We start from the raw sequence: 20,119 nt of genomic DNA on the forward strand, positions 1-20,119 counted from the left end.
TCTTTTTGAAATATTTACTATATAAATTATTTTAACATAATAATTAAATGAAAAGAAGATAAAATATAAACACTACTTTAAAGTATGTGTAGTATTTAAGGTAAATAAGAGTAATCAGATAAGAATATTGACCAATTAAAAGAAAGATATTATTATGTAATAAAGAGTTAAAGTAAGTAGAAAATATAATGTTTAATATAGAGTAGGAGGAAAAAAATGAGAGTAGTAATTGTTGGTGGAATAGCAGCAGGTACAAGTGCAGCTGCAAAATTAAGAAGAGTAAATCCTGAAGCTGAAATAGTAATCTATGAGAAATCAGATATAGTATCATTTGGTGCTTGTGGATTACCTTACTTCGTAGGAAATTTTTTTGAAGACTCACAAAATATGATTGCAAGAACTCCTGAAGAATTTATAAAAAGTGGAGTAGATGTTAAAACTAATCATGAAGTTGTTAATATAGATTTTAAAAATAAATTGGTTACAGTAAAGAATCTGAAGGCGGGTTCTCAATTTAATGATAAATATGACAAATTAATGATAGCGACAGGTGCAAGGAGTATAATACCTCCAATTAAAAATGTTAATTTAAAAAATGTGTACACATTAAAAAGTATGGATGATGGAAAGATTTTAAAAAGACTTTTAATGGAGAAAAATAATAAGAGTATAGCAATAGTAGGTGCAGGATTTATTGGATTAGAAGCAGTAGAAGCAGCTAAAAGCAATGGGAAAGAAGTTTCAGTATTTCAATTGGAGGATCGAATATTAAAGGATGTTTTTGATAAAGAAATTACTGAAGTATTAGAACAGGAATTAAGAGATAAAGGTGTAAATTTATATTTACAAGAAACTGTTACTGAATTTATAGGAAATGATAAAGTCAGTAAGATACGTACTAATAAAAGAGAAATAAATGCTGATATAGTAATTATAGCTACTGGAGTTAAACCTAATACAGAATTTATTAAAGATAGTGGAATAGAGATGTTATCTAATGGCGCAATTATTGTAGATGAATATGGCAAAACATCAATTGAAGATGTTTATTCAGCTGGAGATTGTGCAACAATAAATCAAATAGTTACAAATGAAAAAAGTTATGTACCTCTTGCTACAGGTGCCAATAAACTTGGACGTATTGTTGGAGAAAATCTAGGGGGAACTAATTTACCATTTCAAGGTTCATTATCATCTAGTTGCATAAAAGTTTTAGATATTGAAGCTGGAAGAACTGGTATTACAGAAGAAAAGGCTAAACAAATGGGATTAGATTATAAGACTAAATTTATAACAGATATGAATCAAACTAACTATTATCCAGGTCAAAATAAGATCTATGTTAAGTTGATTTATGAAGCTAAAAGTAAAAGAATATTAGGAGGACAGGTTGCAGGATATAAAGATGCTGTACAGAGAGTTAATGTTATTGCTGCATGCATATTTGGAAAATTAACAACTAAAGAACTTGGAATGCTAGATTTATGTTATTCACCACCATTTTCAAGAACTTGGGATGTATTAAATGTAGCAGGAAATATATGCAAGTAAAATAAAGTGATAAGTTTAAAGTTTAGGGATATTAACTAATGAATCTAGTTAATATCCTTTTTATGTAGAGAAAATTATATAAAAGATTAAAATTAGAAAATAATAAAGATATTATATATTAACAAAGAAAAACATAATAAATCATCATCAGAAAACGTTTTATTTTAAATATAAATTAAAAATAGGACAAAATTAATGAAAATCATTTTCAAGTTTGGATAAAAGTGTTATAATATCATCATGATAATAATTATCAACAGAAAAGATTATTCATTTTCATAAAAGGTGTACTATATATATTTGTATAAGTACATAATATGAGGAGGAGAAAATATGCCATTAATATTAGCAAATACAGGACAAAGTATGCCAATTAAAAAAATTAGAGGTAATGATGAGACTAAAAAGTTCCTATCAAGTTTAGGATTTATTGCAGGAGAAACTGTAAGCATTATTTCTGAAATTGCAGGAAGTTTAATAATAAAAGTAAAGGGAAGTAGAATAGCATTAGATAAAGCTATGGCTAGTAGAATAATAGTTTAAGGAGGAATTATTAATGAATACATTAAAAGATATTAAATGTGGACAAACAGTTAATGTTCTTAAGATACAAGGAGTAGGTCCTATTAAAAGGCGTATTATGGATATGGGAATAACTAAGGGCTGCGAGATATTTGTACGTAAAGTAGCACCACTTGGAGATCCAATTGAAATAAAAGTTAGAAATTATGAATTATCACTTCGTAAAGCTGATGCAGAAATGATAATTGTTGGGTAAGTATTAAATTAATGTATTTTTTTATTCTTTAGAAAATTGTATTCTTGGAAAGATTGTGGATAACTGAAAGATAAATTTAGCTAAAGGTTAACAAATGAACCATGAAGAATAAAAAAGATAATTGTAGTCACCTGCCATATTTTTCTCACATACGTTCAAAAAGGCAGATGCGTAAAAAATCGATACAGATCTAAAGTCGCTTTAGCGATTTTGTTTTATAATCATTTAATGATAATGATAATCTATATAAATTAAGGGGGAAGACAAATGTCAATAAAGATAGGTCTTGCAGGTAATCCCAATTGTGGAAAGACAACTATGTTTAATGACCTTACAGGATCAACACAATATGTAGGTAACTGGCCAGGGGTAACAGTAGAAAAAAAGGGTGGTAAATTAAAATGGAATAAGGATGTTGAAATTGTAGATTTACCAGGTATATATTCACTTTCACCGTATACGCTTGAAGAAGTTGTGACACGTGATTTTATGATGAATGATAAACCAGATGTAATAATTAATATAATTGATGCATCTAATATTGAAAGAAACTTATATTTAACTACTCAAATTTTAGAACTTGGAATTCCAACAGTTTTAGCACTTAATATGATGGACATTGTTGAAAAAAATGGTGACAAGTTAAAGATAGAAAAGCTTTCAGAACTATTAGGCTGTCCAATTGTTGAAACTTCAGCTATAAAAGGAAAAGGTATTAAAGAAGTTGTTGAAAAAGCAATTGAACTTTCAAAAAAAGAAAATGCTAATAACTTTAAGCTAGAGCTATCACAAGAAGTAGAAAGTTCTATAAAAGATATTGAACAAGCTTTAGATAACAGCAGTTTTAAGAATGAAATAGATACTAGATGGTTGTCTATTAAACTTTTTGAGCGTGATAAAAATATTTTAAGTAATAATAAATTTTCGAAAAATGTGTTAGATAAAGTAGAAGAAATAATAAATAAATGTGAAAATGAACTTGATGATGATAGTGAAAGTATAATTACGGGAGAACGTTATGATTTTATTGGAAAAGTAGTTTCTAAAGCAGTAAGAAAGAATAATAAAAATGATGAAACTACATCAGACAAAATTGATAAGATTGTAACAAACCGTTTTTTAGCGCTTCCTATTTTTGCATTAATTATGTGGGGAGTATATTACATAGCTGTAAGTTCACTTGGAACTATAGCTACAGATTGGACAAATGATACATTATTTGGAGAAATTATAAGTGGAAATGTTTCAACTTGGCTTGAAGGGTTAGGCGTAGCAGAATGGTTACAAGGATTAGTAGTTGATGGTTTAATTGGTGGAGTAGGAGCAGTATTAGGATTCGTACCTCAAATTATGATATTATTCTTCCTATTATCAATACTTGAAGATTGTGGGTATATGTCACGTGTTGCGTTTATAATGGATAGAATATTCCGTAAGTTTGGACTTTCAGGAAAATCATTTATACCTATGCTTATCAGTTCAGGTTGTGGAGTTCCAGGAATTATGGCAACTCGTACTATGGAAAATGATAGAGATAGAAAAATGACAATTATGTTAACTACATTTATTCCATGTGGTGCTAAGGTTCCTATAATAGCATTGCTTGCAGGAGCAATATTTGGTGGAGCATCATGGGTAGCACCATCAGTATATTTTTTAGGAATTATAATGATAATTATTTGTGGAATTCTTTTAAAGAAGACTAAACTATTTCAAGGAGAGCCAGCTCCATTTGTTATGGAACTTCCACAATATCATATACCAAGTTTAAAAGGCGTTCTTATGCATATGTGGGATAGAGGAAAGGCATTTATTATAAAAGCTGGTACAATTATATTTGTTGCTTGTGGAGCAATTTGGTTTATGCAATCATTTAATTGGTCATTAGAAATGGTAGATGCTGGTGACAGTATACTAGCAAGTATAGGAAATGTTTTTGCACCAATTTTTGCACCATTAGGTTTTGGTAATTGGCAGTCTGCGGTTGCAACAATCACTGGACTTGTAGCAAAAGAAAATGTTGTAGCAACATTTGGTATACTGTTTGGTATTGCAGAAGCAACAGAAGAAGATCCAACACTTCTTATGAATGTAGCAGGAATGTTTACAGCAGTAAGTGCATTTTCATTCATAGCATTTAATATGCTTTGTGCTCCTTGTTTTGCAGCAATAGGTGCAATAAAAAGAGAAATGGGTTCATGGAAATGGACTTGGATTACATTAGGATTCCAAACAGGTACAGCATATCTTGTTGCATTATTAATAAATCAAGTTGGTAATGCTTTATTCTATGGTGGAAATATAATAGGCGCACTTATATCTATCGCTATAGTAGTAGCAATAATAGCTGGAATTCTATTATCAAATAAAAAATCAGTAAATATAAATAGTAATGTTAAATTAAGTTATATAAAATAGTATGTTAAATATTAGTAGGTAATTATTTAAAATTATCTACTAATAAATTTTATAAGGGGTGGTGATACTTATGTTAGCTACAATAATAATAGCTAGTATTATATTTTTCATGATGGGATTAGTAGTGTTCAAAAGAGTAAAGAAAGCTAAAAATGGAGAAGGCGGTTGTGGTTGTGGGTGTTCTGGGTGTTCATCAGCAGCAATTTGTCATGGAAAAGATAATCAAGGAATAACTTTAAAATAATATTAATATAAAAAATAAGCTATAAGTATAAAAAAGTATACTTATAGCTTATTTTAAATTTAGCCTATGTTTTAAGTGTATTAACACTTTAGTAAAACATAGGCTAAATTTTTATGAGAATAATAGAATTAAATGCTTGTTGTTTCTAAATTGCTTCTTCTATTATCTAATGGATTAAGATTAATATGATGAACTGTTTGGTTTTCATCAGGATTCATAAGTACCCTATCTAAATGTATTCTACCATTAGGTGTATTTGCAATAACACATAAATTATCATAATTTTTGTGAAGCACCCAAGTATATGTATCAGTTACTACTTTTCTTAAATCTTCTTTAGATATTAATGCTTTATTTTGTACCTTACCATATTTATCTCTTAAAAGTATAGCTATAGTATCATCATTAACCACTTCATAATCATTTCTTATGTTACGTTCAACTATTTCTAAATTAGATCTTCTATTATCTAAAGTATCTCCATTAATATGTCTAATAGGAGTCTTTGGATTAGTATCTAAAATTATAGATTGTAAACTTTGCTTTAGTGGTTTAGACTTTTTATTCATTTTAGTTAAGCTTATATTTTGTACTATATAGCTATTAAGATCTTTGTTCCATTCAGCGAACCAATTACCTAGTTCTTTAACTTTATTAAGATCTTCAACATCTATTTTAGTTGTAAGTTCTTCACCATTTTTCTTTAAAATTGTAATAAAAGCAATTTTGTTATTAATTTCATAGTTATTTTCTACATTTTTATAATTTGTTTTTATAATGAACACCTCTTTCAATCTTACATGACAATAACAAGTATAACAGAGTAAGGTGCAAATACAAGATGTGTATTAAAGAAATTAAATAAAAATAAAAACTTTTAAATTCAGCATATAAATGAATTCAAAAGTTTTTAATTTGATTAGAATAGTTTATTTAGCTTCAAAACTTTGGCAATTAGTTTCTATATACATGTTTGGATTTGCTCCACTAACATTTATTGATGAAAGATCACAAAGGTTATTGCAATTGTGAGTACAAGTTTTAACAGTACAAACTAGACAATCACATTCACCAGAACTATTTGAATTATTAGTTAAATCACTATAATTTTTTTTATCTAAAAAAGATCCGCAGCAAGTATCACAATCTTTTTGTGCAGAATCTCCACCTATATCAACACGATTAGCGTAACAAACACCAGAACAGTTATGAGAACAATTATTTACGTCACAATTAATTTTTTGCATTAAAGACACTCCTCTTAAAATAAAATTTTATATTTATGCTATGTTTTAGTATTATATTTAAAATAATTTTAGATAGATATTTCTACTTAAAATATCTATCTAGTAGTCCATTGAATGCTCTACCATGTCTAGCTTCATCTTTACACATTTCATGAACTGTATCATGTATAGCATCTAAATTCTCCTTTTTTGCTAATGTAGCTAATTTCTTTTTACCATCACAAGCACCAAATTCAGCTTCAACTCTAGCTTTTAAATTAGCTTTTGTATCAGGAACTACTACTTCACCTAAAATTTCAGCGAATTTAGCAGCATGTTCTGCTTCTTCAAATGCAATTCTTTTATATGCTTCTGCAACTTCAGGATAACCTTCTCTATCAGCTTGACGAGACATAGCTAAATACATTCCAACTTCAGTACATTCTCCTGTAAAGTTAGCTCTTAAGTCTTCTATAAGTTCACTAGGGATGCCGCTTGCTATTCCTATTTTATGCTCATCAGCCCAAGCCATATCATCCTTCATTTCAATAAATTTATCTGCACCTACTTTACAAACAGGGCAAATTTCAGGTGGGGTATCTCCTTCATGAATATAACCACATACTGTACAAACAAACTTTTTCATTATATGTTCCTCCTAAAATTTATTCATTCTAAAATAAGGAAAATTTATACTGAATTTCATATTATAATTTAGTATAAATTTTAATCTAAATTAGAATTTAAATTTGTAAATTCAACGTAATCTATTTAAAGTACGTTTTAACCTATTATTAGCACACAATAAAAGTATTCCCTCAAAAAACAAAAATATTTATTTATTATATTAATTCTGTTTATTATAATTTGGATTATTTATATATTGAAGATAAAAAATGGTGGTGATATAATCATTACATAAGTGTATATACAGATGTAAAATAAAATTGAAAGTGGTGTAACTATGTCTATAGATTTAATAGATAAAATATTAAAGTTAAAAAATGAAAAAAATGCAATAATATTAGCTCATTATTATCAGCCAGATATAATACAAGAATTAGCAGACTATGTTGGAGATTCGTATTATTTAAGTAAGATAGCTAGAAGTTGTAAAGAAGAGGTAATAGTGTTTTGTGGAGTTAAATTTATGGGAGAAAGTGCAAAGATATTATCTCCTAACAAAAAAGTATTAATGCCATGTATTGATGCAGGTTGTTTAATGGCAGATATGGCAAAAGAAAAAGAATTATTAACTTTAAAAGAAAAATATCCTAATGCTTATGTAGTATGTTATATAAATTCTACATATAAAGTTAAAGCATGTAGTGATGTTTCAGTTACCTCTTCAAGTGCATTAAAAATAATAAAGAATGTGCCTAATAAACAAATAATATTTTTACCAGATAAAAATTTAGGTCAATATATATCAGAATTTTTTAAAGAGAAGGATTTTATATTATGGGATGGATTCTGTCCATGTCACAATAAAATTTTAAAAGAAGATATATTAATGTTAAAGGAACAATATACGGAAGCAAAAATATTAGTTCATCCAGAATGTACAAAGGAAATAAGAGGTTTAGGAGATTATATCGGAAGTACAAGTGAAATAATAAATTACGCAACGGAGGATAAAGGCAGTGAATTTATTATTTGTACCGAAGAAGGGATTTTGTATGAATTAAAAAATAAAAATCCTAATAAAAAGTTTTATATTCCAGGAAAAAGTATATGCTGTGGGAATATGAAGAAGACAAGCTTAGAAAATTTATATTATACTTTGCTAAATATGAAAAATGAAATAACACTAGATGAAGATATTAGAAAGAGAGCATTAGTTTCATTAGAAAATATGCATAAGTTAGGGGAGTAATAAATATGGTTAGAAATAAATTTGTAGATGTTTTAGTAATAGGTTCAGGCGTATCAGGACTATACTGTGCATTAAATTTAAACGAAAACTTAAATGTTTTAGTAGTATGCAAATCTAGTGTTACATGTACGAATACTTATTTGGCACAAGGAGGTATATCTACATCAATAAGTAAAGAGGACATACCTATTTTTATAGAAGACACTTTAAAAGCTGGACAATACAAAAATGATTTAAAAGCAGTAGAGGTTTTAGCTAATGAATCAATGAGTAATATAAAAAATTTAATATCTCTTGGTGTAAATTTTGATAAGAACGATGATGGAACTTTAAATTATACTAAAGAAGGAGCACATTCAGTAAATAGAATTGTTCACACAAAAGATAACACTGGTGAAAATGTAGCAAAAGTACTTATTGAACAAGCAAAAGAAAAAGAAAATATAATGATTTATGAAAATACTTATTTTGTTGACATTATAGAAAATGAAAATAAATGTATTGGTGGAATATTATTAAAAGATAATGATCAAATAAATGTTTATGCTAAAAATGTAGTATTAGCCACTGGAGGAATAGGTGGATTATTTAGTGATTCAACAAACCAAAGAATATTAAAAGGTGACTCATTAGCTATTGCTAAGAAGCATGATATAAAAGTGAAGGATATTAATTATATTCAAATTCACCCAACAGTATTTTATGACGAAGGTAATTTTGAGAGAAGATTTCTTATATCAGAGTCTTTAAGGGGAGAAGGAGGAAAACTTTTAAATATTAATGGTGAAAGATTTATTAATGAACTTTTGCCAAGAGATGTGGTTTCTAAAGCTGTGTATGAAGAAATGAAAAAAACAGACAGTGAATACGTATATTTAGATATAACATTTTTAGATAAAGATTATATTATGAATAGATTTTCATCAATATATAAAGAATGTCTAAAAAGAGGAACTGATATAACTAAAGACTATATTAAAGTTTCACCAGCACAACATTTTTTTATGGGAGGAGTAGAAGTGGATATTAATGCAGTAACTTCAATGAAAAATTTATATGCTGTTGGAGAGACAAGTTGCACTGGAATTCATGGAGCTAATCGCCTTGCAAGCAATTCACTATTAGAGGGACTTGTATTTTCAAAAAGGTGTGCAAATTTGATTAATTCAACAGAAAAATATATCAATTCTAATATTATATCAGTAAAAAATATAAATAAATCAATAGAAGAATTAAGTGAAGAAAAAGAACAGATAGTTAAAGAATTGCTTGTTTTAAATGGGGGAATGGTAACAAATGAATTATTTAGTTGTAGATAAAATAATAAAAGAAGCATTATTAGAGGATATTCCAAATGAAGATATAACAACAAATTCAATAATAAAAGAAAGTAGCATATGCACAGTAGACCTATTATGTAAAGAGGAGGGAATACTTTCAGGATTAGAAGTATTTAAAAGAGTATTTGATATTTTAGGAAATGTTCAGATTGGATTTAATAAAAAAGATGGTGATAAAATATGTCCTGGTGAAAAAATTGCTTTATTGAAAGGTGATACACGTAATGTATTATTAGGCGAAAGAGTAGCATTAAATTTACTACAAAGAATGAGTGGTATAGCAACTCTTACAAATAAATTTGTTAACAAAATAGAGCATACAAGGGCTAAGTTATTAGATACTAGAAAGACAACTCCTAATTTAAGAATTTTAGAAAAGTATTCAGTAAAAATTGGTGGGGGAGATAACCATAGGTTTAATTTATCTGATGGAATTATGCTTAAAGATAATCATATAAGTGCAGCTGGTGGAATAAAAAAGGCAGTTGAGATGTGTAAAAAGAATTCATCATTTGTTAGAAAAATAGAAGTGGAGGCAGAAACATTAGATATGGTTAATGAAGCATTAGAAGCTAAAGTGGATATAATAATGCTTGATAATATGAATTTGAAAACAGCAAAGGAAGCAGTAAGAATAATTAATAATAGGGTTTTAATAGAATTTTCAGGTAATGTAAATATAGATAACATAAAAGAAATAGCAGAAATAGGAGTTGACTATATATCAGTGGGGGCGTTAACTCATTCAGCTAAAATATTAGACTTAAGTATGAAAAATTTAAGTATTCTAGATTAAAATAAAATTGATATTATAAATGTAAGCTTAATTACTATAAATTAAATCTTACATTATAATATCAATTTTTGATTTAAGACCTATCAACTTAGCAGAAAATTTATATATTCATAAATTAAACAAGATTCTGTTTTAGTAAATTATATAAGCAAGTTAAAGACATAGAATTTTAATAGAAATTTTATATTATAAACAATTAAAAAATAAATTTTAAATTTTTCTAATAAAGTATTGACAATAGTACAAAATAGAGATATTATAATATTGTAAATGAGAATCAATCTCAAAGCAAACATAACTCATTCAATGACAAATGAGACAAATTATTGCTATACACAATAAAAATTTTACCAAAGCAAAGATTTTATGAAGTGTACTATGAAAAAATAAATTAGCAAGTATTGAAAGCACACACTCAAAATACTAATTTACTAAATAAATAATTGCGTGACCTTATTATTTAGTTTGGATTTTTTCTGTTCTCCCTAAGAAAAAGTACATTTCATCAAATTATATATTATAATTAATCATACGTATTAAAATAGAAACTGCTGATAAAATTGTTATCAGCAGTTTTTATTTTATCCATATTTTGAATAAATGTTTATATATTATTTAACATTAAATTTTAAAGAACTAAGAGTAATATGTTATTATAGTTAATGGAAAGAATTTTATATGAATAAGTTATTGAAGCAAAGTTTTAAAAAATATATAAATTATATATAGAACTTTATTTAATTAAGAAAGTGAGGAAATCATGAATTTAGATAATTTTAGTAATAGAAGTAAAGGAATAATATTTATAATATTATCAGCATTTGGATTTGCAATGATGTCAGCTTTTGTTAAGCTTTCAGGAGATTTACCATCTTTACAAAAATCATTTTTTAGAAATTTAGTAGCAAGTTTAATTGCTTTAAGTTTAATAATTAAACATAAAGAAAGCTTTTTTGGAAAAAGAGAAAATCAAAAGATTCTTGTATTAAGATCTTTATTTGGAACACTGGGAATTGTATTGAATTTTTATACAATAGATAAATTAGTTTTATCAGATGCTAATATGCTAAATAAATTGAGCCCATTTTTTGTGATTATTTTTTCAGCTTTATTTTTAAAAGAAAAAATAAATACAAAACAAATCATATCTTTAATAATTGCATTTTTAGGAGCATTATTCATTATAAAGCCATCATTCAATCTTGAAGTAATATCGGCTTTAGCAGGAGTTGGTGGTGCTATATTTGCAGCAGCAGCTTATACTTGTGTAAGAGAATTGGGGGGAAAAGAAAAACATTATACGATAGTATTTTATTTTTCAACTTTTTCATCAATAGTATTATTTCCATTTATGATGCTATCCTATAAATCTATGACTATGATGCAATTAATTTATTTGATATTAGCAGGTGTTTTTGCAAGTGTAGGTCAATTTGGAGTAACTTTAGCTTATAAGTATGCACCAGCTAAGGAAATATCAATCTTTGATTATTCTAACATATTATTCTCAGCTATAATAAGTTTAGTTATATTTGGAGCATTACCAGATCACTTAAGTATTATAGGATATTTAATAATATTTACAGCTTCATTATATATGTTTCTATACAATAAAAAATTAGACAAGGTTCAAAGTAAGTAAATGTTACTTGAAAATAATTATAATATTTGATATACTCAATAAGAAAATTTAATAAAAATCCACTTTGTTAAAAAGTGGGAGAGGTTCGAAGACCATCCCTCTATAAAAAACTAGGCAATTAAATAAGATTTAATAAGTCGCATGGTTAATTGCGACTTTTTTTATTTTTCATGCTTTGAGATGGTTATTCTCAAGGCATTTTTTATTCTTTAGGAATTTATATTATTAAAAAATTTGTGGATAACTTTTAAAATAATGTATTTTAAAACATAGCCTTAAATTAAAAAAATCTAATAATATATGTGTTTAGAGAGAATAATAGTGGAGAATTAGATATGAAGAGTAAGCGTTGTATTTGTGTTCTAAACACAAAAGGTAAGGAGAAGTAGTAATGAATAAGAAAAAAATAATAATAGATTGTGATCCTGGAATTGATGATTCATTAGCAATCATGTTTGCATTAAAGTCTGAGGAATTAGAAGTAAAAGGTATAACTATTGTTTCTGGTAATGTACATGCTAAAAAAGGTGCAGAAAATGCTCTTAAAATATTAAAAGAACTTGGAAGGTTAGATATTCCTGTATATATAGGGGATGGGGAACCACTAACAAGAGAGCTAATTACAGCAGAAGATACTCATGGTGAAGATGGACTTGGAGAAACATTTTTACCGAAAGTAGAAGAAGCTAATTATAAAGAAGGCGCAGTAGATTTCATTTTAGATTCTTTAAAAGAAGAGGATGAATTATCAATAATAGCAATAGGTCCCTTAACTAATATTGCAAAAGCTTTAGATAAAGATAAAGAAACAACGAGAAAGATGAAAGAATTAATTTTAATGGGGGGAGCATTTAAGAGCTTTGGAAATTGTTCGCAAGTTGCTGAATTTAATTTTTGGGTAGATCCACATGGCGCAGAAAAAGTTTTTAATGAACTTAATAGAAAAATTACCATGGTTGGATTAGATGTAACAAGAGAAATTGTATTAACGCCTAACTATATAGAGATGTTAAAACAATTTAAGAATCCATTAGCAGATTTAATAGTTAAAATAACAAGATTTTATGTGGATTTTCATTGGGAGCAAGAAAGAACTTTGGGGTGCGTGATAAATGATCCATTAGCAATAGCTTATTTTATAGATCCAAGTCTTTGTAGTGGAAAAGAATATTACGTGGATATAGTTACAGAAGGAAAAGCAATTGGTATGAGCTTAGTAGATGAAGGGGATTTTTATAGAAAAGAACCAAATTGCCTGGTATTAACAGAAGTAAATTCAAAAGCATTCATGGAAATGTTTTTAACAAGGTTACTTCCAGAGCATAAGAAAGATATTTTTAATATATTAAATAATTCAAAGTACGGCAATTAAGCAATAAAAGGGGGAATTAAAATATGAAAAAAATAAATTTAAATGTAATGACATTTATGTCTTTATGTATAGTTATAAATCTTGTAGGGGGATTTATAGCGCTAAGTTTTAAATTACCAATATATATTGATACAATAGGAACTTTATTAAGTGCAGTTTTACTAGGTCCAATTAATGGCGGAATAGTTGGTGGATTAACTTCAATAGTAAATGGAGCAACTTTTGATCCAATTTCATTTTACTTTATGCCTGTTCAAATAATTGTAGGTTTAAGTACGGGAGCATGTTTTAAAAATTCTAAATTTGAAGGTATTAGATCTGTATTATCAATTATATTAATTACTGTTTTAGGATCAATAACGGCATCAATAGTAGCAGCATTTGTGTTTAATGGAGTAACGTCATCAGGTTCTAGCATAATTGTTGCTATATTTAAAAATTTAGGAATAAGTACAATTACAGCAGTATTTTCTACTCAAATATTTACTGATTTATTAGATAAAGCCGTTAGTTTTGCATTAGTATTTTCAGTAATAAAAGCGATGCCAATGAAATTTATTATGAATTTAGTTAGGAATGAAGTTAATGGACAGATATAATGTTATAAAAGAAAAAAATAAGAGAGAAATTGTTTTATTAAAAGGATTTCCATGTATTTGGGGAAAATGTACATTTTGTGATTATATAGATGATAACTCAACAAAAGAGGAAGAAATAAATAAATTGGATTTTGAAGTTCTTGATAATGTAAATGGTGTTTATAAGACTTTAGAAGTAATAAATTCTGGGAGCTGTTTTGAATTACCAAAAGAAACATTAAATAAGATAAAAGAAGTAATAGATAAGAACGGTATAAAAAAAATATTTTTAGAAAGTCATTGGTGTTATAAAAATAAACTACAAGAAATGAGAGATTTTTTTGGAATAGAAATAGTTTTTAAAATTGGAGTTGAGAGTTTCGATAATGATTTTAGAAACAAATTCTTAAATAAAAATGCTAACTTTAAAACATATGAAGAAGTAAAAGAGCATTTTCAATCAGTTTGTCTTTTGGTTGGGATAAAAGGACAAACTAAAGAAATGATAAAAAGAGATATAGATATAGTATTACATCATTTTGACTATGGAACAGTAAATATATTTACTGAAAATACTACTGAAATAAAAAGGGATGAAGAATTAATAAAGTGGTTTGAAAAAGAATATCAATTCTTAAGAGATGTTGAAAAAATAGAAATATTATTTGAAAATACTGATTTTGGTGTTGGAGATTAAAAGTATTAGCTAGTAAAAGTAGATTTTACTAGCTAATTTTTTATGTATTTATCTTATAGAATTTTAAATTAGTGGGTTAGTAAAATTATACAAAAAAGAAGCTCTTTAAGATATGTATATTGCATAATCCATTTTAATTAAGTTACACTCCATAATAAAGAGAAGAATTTTCATTTAACTATTATAAGACAATAAATAGCCCTTATTTTAAGAAAAAGTAACTTTTGGAAAGGAGCTTCCTTGACAATTGACAGAGGAAAATATAAATGCTACGCTTTTAAAAGTTAGACTAGTCTTACATTTTTGTATAGCACGGGCATAGGTGTTATTCAGGTTAAAAATAAGATGTTTATAAGGGAGAGATATAAAATGAAAAAATTATTGTCATTATTTTGTACAATATTTATGACTACTTTAATTTTAGTTGGTTGTTCTTCAGCTAAGGATACTACTAAAAAAGAAGAAGCTGTTCGTACTGTAAGTACTGTAAGAGGTGATGTTAATGTTCCTGCTAATCCTAAAAGAGTTATTGCTACTTATGGAATGGGTGATGTTTTGGCTTTAGGAGTTAAACCAGTAGCTACATATGATGCAAAAGGTAGTGCTTATGAAAAAGAGGTAGAGGGTTTACCTGTATGGGAAAAGTTTGAACCAGAAGAGATAATGAAATATGATCCAGACCTTATTCTTGTTGTAAGCGAAGAAAAGATTGATGAATTTTCTAAGATTGCTCCTACAGTTTATATTCCTTTTACTACTCTTAATATGGAGGAGAGAATAGCCTTTTTAGGGGAGGTTTTAAATAAAAAGGAAGAGGCAGAAAAGGCACAGTCTGATTTTAAAGAAAAGATAAATAATGCAAAGAAAGAATTGGATTCTAAAAAAATTATGGATAAGAAATTCAGTATTTTTGAAAGCAACCAAAATGGAGGAGTTTGGGTGTATGGTGATAAATGGGGCCGTGGAGGCGACCTAATTTATAGTCAATTAGGATTCAAAGCACCAGATGTTATACAGAATGAAGTTATTGGTAAAGATCAGCATCGAGAGATTTCTCTTGAAACAATTAAGGATTATGCTGGAGATTACATAATATTTAGTGGAGAGATTGGGAAACTAGCGAACAATCCAGTTTGGCAGTCAATTCCGGCAGTTAAAGAAGGACATGTTATACCAATTGATTTTACATTATTTTATGATATAGATATTTACTCATCTAATGTACAGTTAGATTATATTATGAATAAATTACTAGAAAGTTAGTAAGAAAGATTAAGATACTTATGTGATATAAGTATCTTAAATTTTTTTATAAATTAAAAGATTTTCTAAAATAACTAGGAGTAATTCCATGTACATCTTTAAAGGCAGCAGCAAATTTTGCTGGATTTTTATAGCCGCATAGTTCAGATATGTTACGAATACTTAGATGGTCAGCAGATAAAAGCTGCATGGCTCTTTTCATGGTTTCTATGCGAATATATTTATAAAGGGGAATTCCATAGTGGTTTTTAAAAGATTCACGAAGCTTGCTTTCGCTCATTTCAGCTATTCTGCATAGTTCAATTATAGCTGGAGGGTTCAAAATATCCTCATCAATTTTAGTTTTCACTTCATAAATCTTTTGCTCATTTTCCCAAGTAACATAGTGACGGCGGCTGCTTCTTATTTTAGGTATATCAGGGAAATTTCTAGTGATTGCAGATAATAGATGCAAAGTCATACCCTCAAAAGCAAGTAAAGGCATGTCTGTATTTCGTACAGCCCATCTAATTTGTTCCAAAATAAGCATTATATCAGGGGTATTGTAATGTTGTGTTTTCCAAAGCTTCGCATCCTCAACACTGATTTTAGGTGCATTGGTGCGATCTTTGAGAAAAGGTTTTATAAAGCCATCAAAAATTAAAACACTGGTAAAACAATAGTGTACGTCTTTAGAGAAAGTAAAGGTAAATTGTTTTTGAGGATTAATAATTAGATGAGTGATAGGGGATAAAGCTTGCTTCTTCTTTCCTTGCTGTGAATAGACTATTTCTCCGCAGTCAATACAAAAAAGCAGCATAAAAGGATCACTAGAATTTATTGTATGTACTATCTGTTCACTTGGAGTAAGCCAAGCACTTGAAACAAATAATCCTTTAGCAGGGTTTATTTCTGCAATCCATCCATTTGACCAATGATGTGGAAAATCATAAATTTGCCCTTTGCCATAGGGTCTTTTAGTAAGATTATATTTATCCGCTAAAGCTTTCCAAGAAGAATCTTTATATTCATACATAAAACTTTCACACCTCTCTTTTCTTTGATTTAAAGTAAGAAAATTATATCATTATTTGAGAATGATTTTCAATATAAATATAATCCGTTTTATTTAAATTGCAATCCATAACGAAGAGAACTATTTTCATTTAACTCTTATAAAACAATAAATTACCATCATTTTAATAGAAAATGACTTCTGAAAATGAGCTTCTTAAGCGATTGACAGGAGAAGTTATAAATGCTACGATTTTTAAAGTTAGACTAGTCTTACATTCGTATATAACGCAGGTGCCGGCGTTATCAGATTAATATAAGATATTTATAAAGGAGAGATATAAAATGAAAAAATTATTGTCATTATTTTGTGCAATATTTATGACTACAGCAATTTTATATGGTTGCTCTTCATCTAAAAATGCAGAGAAAAAAGAATCAACTGTTCGTACTGTAACTACTGTAAAAGGAGATATTACAGTTCCTGCTAAACCTGAGCGTGTGGTTGCAAACTGGTATGTTGGAGATGTTATTACTTTAGGGTTAAATCTAGTTGGATATAATGCTTGGGAACAAGAAACTATGCCTTTTTATAATAAACTTAAGGCTACAACAAAAATAGAAAAGTGGGAAGCAGAAGAAGTTATGGCTTTAGAACCAGATCTTATCATTACATATGATGAGGCAGACTTTGATAAATTCAGCAAAATAGCTCCAGTTCTTGTTATTCCAGAATCTCAAAGTTCTATTGATAGAATAAAGTTCATTGGAGAAGCTACAGGACGTACTACTGAAGCAAAAGAAGCTGTTGAGAAATTTGAAGAAAAACTTGATGTTGCGAAGAAAACTCTTAAAGGAGATGCGTTTACAGGAAAAACTTTCAGCATTATGGAAGATTGGGGTCCTTCTGGAGAATGGAGTGGTATATATTATGAGACAGGCTCTAGAGGTGGTACTTTAGTATATGACTATCTTGGCCTTAAATATCCAGCCAAGCTTAAAGAACTTATAGAGAAATCCGGAAAAGGCCGTGGATCTATAAGTTATGAAGTGGCTCATGAGTATTTTGGAGACTATATATTGTGGTTCAAACAAGAAGGTAAAGAATCTGAATATGCAAAAACAGATATTTGGAAGAGCATTCCTGCGGTTGCAGCAGGCAGAGTTGTAGAAATACCAGGGAATTACTTAGGTCTTTTCTATTATTCTGATATTACAAGTCTTACTGAACAACTTGACTATATGATTAATGCAATAAATCCATTAGCTAAATAATTTTAATTAAGAAAGGAAAATAAATATGCAAAAGACCTATAATAAAAAGCGACAATTAGGAGCTTTGAATTTTACAATCTATATGATTGCAGGGGTGGTTTTGTTGGTGATTATGTCAGCGGCGTCAATTTCTTTTGGCGCTGCCGATATGAATTTGTCTACAGCTTGGGGAGCCATTTTTAATTTTGACTCTTCTTTAACTGAACACCAGATTATTCAAACTCTAAGACTTCCTCGTATAGTAGCTAATATAATTGTTGGGTCAAGCCTTGCCATATGTGGTGCTATAATGCAGGGAACTACAAGAAACCCTCTTGCTGATTCTGGGCTTATGGGTATAAGTAGCGGTGCTACTTTTGCTATAGCTTTTTGTATGGCATTTTTACCTGGTGGAAGTTATGGACAGATGATGCTTTTTGCCTGCATTGGTGCAGCTGTTACTACAAGTATGACTTATTTTATTGCATCTATCGGTAGAGGAGGGATGAAACCACAGAGACTTGTCTTAGCAGGTATTTCTATATCAATGTTATTTGGTGCTTTTAGCCAATATCTTTCTATTAAATATAGACTCGGATATGCTTTAGCTTATTGGACTGCTGGAGGAACAGCAGGTGCTAAATGGAGTGAACTTGCTATAGTTTTCCCATTCTTTATTGTAGGTATTATTGTAGCCCTTGTTATATCGCCTTCAATTACGGTTTTAAATCTTGGAGATGATGCAGCTATAGGTCTTGGACTTAATACTAAGAAGGTTAAAGGGATTTCTACTGTAGTTGTTTTAATACTTACAGGACTTTCTGTAATTGTTGTTGGACCTGTTGGCTTTATAGGATTAATAGTACCTCATATTGTCCGCTACCTTATAGGGGTAGATTATAGATACATTGTTCCAGCTTCGGGATTATATGGAGCTTTGATTACTGTGGTAGCAGATTTAGTTGGAAGGCTTATTAATAAGCCTTATGAAACTCCAATTGGAATTATTTTTGCTGTAATAGGTGTTCCATATTTTCTTTATCTTACAAGGATGCAAAGGAGGGAATTTGAATGAAGAAAAAGGGTTATTCAGTTTCACGTGGTATAACTATTATTTTGGTACTTACCATTGCTATGTTAGTTGTGGCAGTAATAAGTGTGAATTCAGGTAAAATGAATCTCTCTCCTTCGGAAGTTTTTAATGTTCTTCTTGGGAAAGGCACAGCTAAACAAAATCTTATAGTATATGATTTTCGTCTTCCTCGTATTGTATTAACTATGCTTGTAGGTATTGGTATGGGAACAGCTGGATGTGTAATGCAGAGTTTACTTCGCAATGATATGGCTAGTCCTGGAACTTTGGGAATAAGTTCTGGGTCAGGGTTATTTGTATTATTGTTTATAGTTATTTTTAAGGTAGATAGTGTACCTTCGGCTATTGCTCTCCCACTTCTAGCTTTTGTAGGTGGAATGACAGCAGCAGTGCTTATATTTTTACTTTCCTATAGAAGAGGAAAAAATATATCACCTACAGGATTAATTTTGACAGGGGTAGCTGTTGGAAGTGGATATAGTGCTGTTACTATGATGCTTACTTTAAAGCTAGATGAAAATCAGATGGATTTTGTTCAAAGATGGAGTGCAGGAAGTCTTTGGGGAGACAATTGGACGTATATTTCTATTCTTGCACCTTGGGTATTGATTCTGTTTTTATATGTATTTTATAAATCTCGTATTTTGAATACTTTAAACCTTGGTAATCAAACTGCAACAGGCTTAGGAGTAGCAGTAAAGAGTGAATTCATAGGTCTAGCTGTAGCAGCTGTTGCTTTATCATCAGGTAGTGTAGCCTTAGGTGGAAACTTCTTTTTTGTTGGAATGATTTCACCACATATGGCAAGGAAGTTTGTAGGCTCAAATCATAAACTATTGATTCCTACGGCATCTTTAGTAGGATCAATAATTATTCTATTATCAGACACTATTACTAGAACTATAAGTCTTGGAACCGATGTTCCTACAGGAATTGTTATTACTGTATTAAGTACACCTTACTTCTTATACCTATTAGTAAAGTCAAATTAAGGAGGT

The 20,119-nt window shown here is 28.8% G+C and carries 20 protein-coding genes and 1 riboswitch; of the genes, 16 read left to right on the forward strand and 4 right to left on the reverse strand.

Features of this window, described 5'->3' with window-relative positions; all coding sequences use genetic code 11:
* The first annotated feature begins 216 nt into the window (after positions 1-216).
* From NG901_RS01865 to NG901_RS01885, 5 genes are all read left to right on the forward strand, one after another.
* On the forward strand, positions 217-1,551 hold the full coding sequence (locus NG901_RS01865) for a CoA-disulfide reductase (RefSeq protein WP_252211984.1): 1,335 nt from the start codon (positions 217-219) through the stop codon (positions 1,549-1,551).
* A gap of 333 nt (positions 1,552-1,884) precedes the next feature.
* Entirely contained in the window at positions 1,885-2,094 is a 210-nt protein-coding gene (locus NG901_RS01870) for a FeoA family protein (protein WP_252211986.1), read from the forward strand.
* A 13-nt stretch (positions 2,095-2,107) separates the two neighbouring features.
* Complete coding sequence (locus NG901_RS01875) at positions 2,108-2,329, forward strand: FeoA family protein (protein WP_252211988.1); 222 nt, start codon at positions 2,108-2,110, stop codon at positions 2,327-2,329.
* Positions 2,330-2,596: 267 nt separating this feature from the next.
* The gene (gene feoB, locus NG901_RS01880; protein ID WP_252211990.1) at positions 2,597-4,747 is read left to right on the forward strand and encodes a ferrous iron transport protein B; all 2,151 of its coding nucleotides are present in this window, start codon (positions 2,597-2,599) and stop codon (positions 4,745-4,747) included.
* A gap of 70 nt (positions 4,748-4,817) precedes the next feature.
* The gene (locus NG901_RS01885) at positions 4,818-4,991 is read left to right on the forward strand and encodes a FeoB-associated Cys-rich membrane protein (protein ID WP_252211992.1); all 174 of its coding nucleotides are present in this window, start codon (positions 4,818-4,820) and stop codon (positions 4,989-4,991) included.
* 128 nt (positions 4,992-5,119) lie between these two features.
* On the opposite strand, the gene NG901_RS01890 is transcribed toward NG901_RS01885, so the two are convergent.
* The 3 genes from NG901_RS01890 to NG901_RS01900 form a co-directional block, all read right to left on the reverse strand.
* The gene (locus NG901_RS01890) at positions 5,120-5,776 is read right to left on the reverse strand and encodes a hypothetical protein (RefSeq protein ID WP_252212096.1); all 657 of its coding nucleotides are present in this window, start codon (positions 5,774-5,776) and stop codon (positions 5,120-5,122) included.
* 144 nt (positions 5,777-5,920) lie between these two features.
* Positions 5,921-6,238 carry a DUF1540 domain-containing protein gene (locus tag NG901_RS01895; RefSeq protein ID WP_252211994.1) on the reverse strand — a complete coding sequence of 106 codons (318 nt, stop codon included), beginning with the start codon at positions 6,236-6,238 and terminating at the stop codon, positions 5,921-5,923.
* Positions 6,239-6,320: 82 nt separating this feature from the next.
* Positions 6,321-6,863 carry an NADH peroxidase gene (locus NG901_RS01900; protein WP_252211996.1) on the reverse strand — a complete coding sequence of 181 codons (543 nt, stop codon included), beginning with the start codon at positions 6,861-6,863 and terminating at the stop codon, positions 6,321-6,323.
* A 324-nt stretch (positions 6,864-7,187) separates the two neighbouring features.
* On the opposite strand from NG901_RS01900, the gene nadA reads away from it, so the two are divergent.
* The 8 genes from nadA (at position 7,188) to NG901_RS01940 (ending at position 15,781) form a co-directional block, all read left to right on the forward strand.
* Positions 7,188-8,093, forward strand: coding sequence for a quinolinate synthase NadA (gene nadA / locus NG901_RS01905; RefSeq protein WP_434062230.1), 906 nt, complete (start codon positions 7,188-7,190; stop codon positions 8,091-8,093).
* 5 nt (positions 8,094-8,098) lie between these two features.
* Positions 8,099-9,412, forward strand: coding sequence for an L-aspartate oxidase (locus tag NG901_RS01910; RefSeq protein WP_252212001.1), 1,314 nt, complete (start codon positions 8,099-8,101; stop codon positions 9,410-9,412).
* Positions 9,390-10,229 carry a carboxylating nicotinate-nucleotide diphosphorylase gene (gene nadC / locus NG901_RS01915; protein ID WP_252212011.1) on the forward strand — a complete coding sequence of 280 codons (840 nt, stop codon included), beginning with the start codon at positions 9,390-9,392 and terminating at the stop codon, positions 10,227-10,229. Before NG901_RS01910 ends, nadC begins: the two co-directional genes overlap by 23 nt.
* A gap of 760 nt (positions 10,230-10,989) precedes the next feature.
* A complete protein-coding gene (locus NG901_RS01920) occupies positions 10,990-11,871 on the forward strand; it encodes a DMT family transporter (protein WP_252212013.1) in 882 nt (293 codons plus the stop codon).
* Positions 11,872-11,945: 74 nt separating this feature from the next.
* A riboswitch (PreQ1 riboswitch) is annotated at positions 11,946-11,991 on the forward strand.
* A gap of 271 nt (positions 11,992-12,262) precedes the next feature.
* Complete coding sequence (locus NG901_RS01925; RefSeq protein ID WP_252212015.1) at positions 12,263-13,243, forward strand: nucleoside hydrolase; 981 nt, start codon at positions 12,263-12,265, stop codon at positions 13,241-13,243.
* Positions 13,244-13,266: 23 nt separating this feature from the next.
* Positions 13,267-13,842 carry an ECF transporter S component gene (locus NG901_RS01930; protein ID WP_252212017.1) on the forward strand — a complete coding sequence of 192 codons (576 nt, stop codon included), beginning with the start codon at positions 13,267-13,269 and terminating at the stop codon, positions 13,840-13,842.
* Positions 13,829-14,518, forward strand: a complete 690-nt coding sequence (locus NG901_RS01935) for a radical SAM protein (protein WP_252212019.1) — start codon at positions 13,829-13,831, stop codon at positions 14,516-14,518. The genes NG901_RS01930 and NG901_RS01935 overlap by 14 nt, the downstream gene beginning before the upstream one ends.
* A gap of 369 nt (positions 14,519-14,887) precedes the next feature.
* Entirely contained in the window at positions 14,888-15,781 is an 894-nt protein-coding gene (locus tag NG901_RS01940; RefSeq protein WP_252212021.1) for an ABC transporter substrate-binding protein, read from the forward strand.
* Positions 15,782-15,827: 46 nt separating this feature from the next.
* On the opposite strand, the gene NG901_RS01945 is transcribed toward NG901_RS01940, so the two are convergent.
* Positions 15,828-16,796 (reverse strand): helix-turn-helix domain-containing protein, encoded by a 969-nt coding sequence (locus NG901_RS01945; protein ID WP_252212023.1) that lies wholly within the window; start codon positions 16,794-16,796, stop codon positions 15,828-15,830.
* Between the two features lie 323 nt (positions 16,797-17,119).
* Between NG901_RS01945 and NG901_RS01950 the strand changes: the two genes are divergently transcribed.
* The 3 genes from NG901_RS01950 to NG901_RS01960 are packed head-to-tail and all read left to right on the forward strand — an operon-like array spanning position 17,120 to position 20,113.
* Entirely contained in the window at positions 17,120-18,049 is a 930-nt protein-coding gene (locus tag NG901_RS01950) for an ABC transporter substrate-binding protein (RefSeq protein WP_252212026.1), read from the forward strand.
* A gap of 25 nt (positions 18,050-18,074) precedes the next feature.
* Entirely contained in the window at positions 18,075-19,103 is a 1,029-nt protein-coding gene (locus NG901_RS01955) for an iron chelate uptake ABC transporter family permease subunit (RefSeq protein ID WP_309556301.1), read from the forward strand.
* Positions 19,100-20,113, forward strand: coding sequence for a FecCD family ABC transporter permease (locus NG901_RS01960; RefSeq protein ID WP_252212028.1), 1,014 nt, complete (start codon positions 19,100-19,102; stop codon positions 20,111-20,113). Before NG901_RS01955 ends, NG901_RS01960 begins: the two co-directional genes overlap by 4 nt.
* Positions 20,114-20,119 lie beyond the last annotated feature (6 nt).

Origin of the sequence: Clostridium sp. CMCC3677 (assembly GCF_023845585.1) — a bacterium.
Lineage (GTDB): Bacteria > Bacillota > Clostridia > Clostridiales > Clostridiaceae > Clostridium > Clostridium aquiflavi.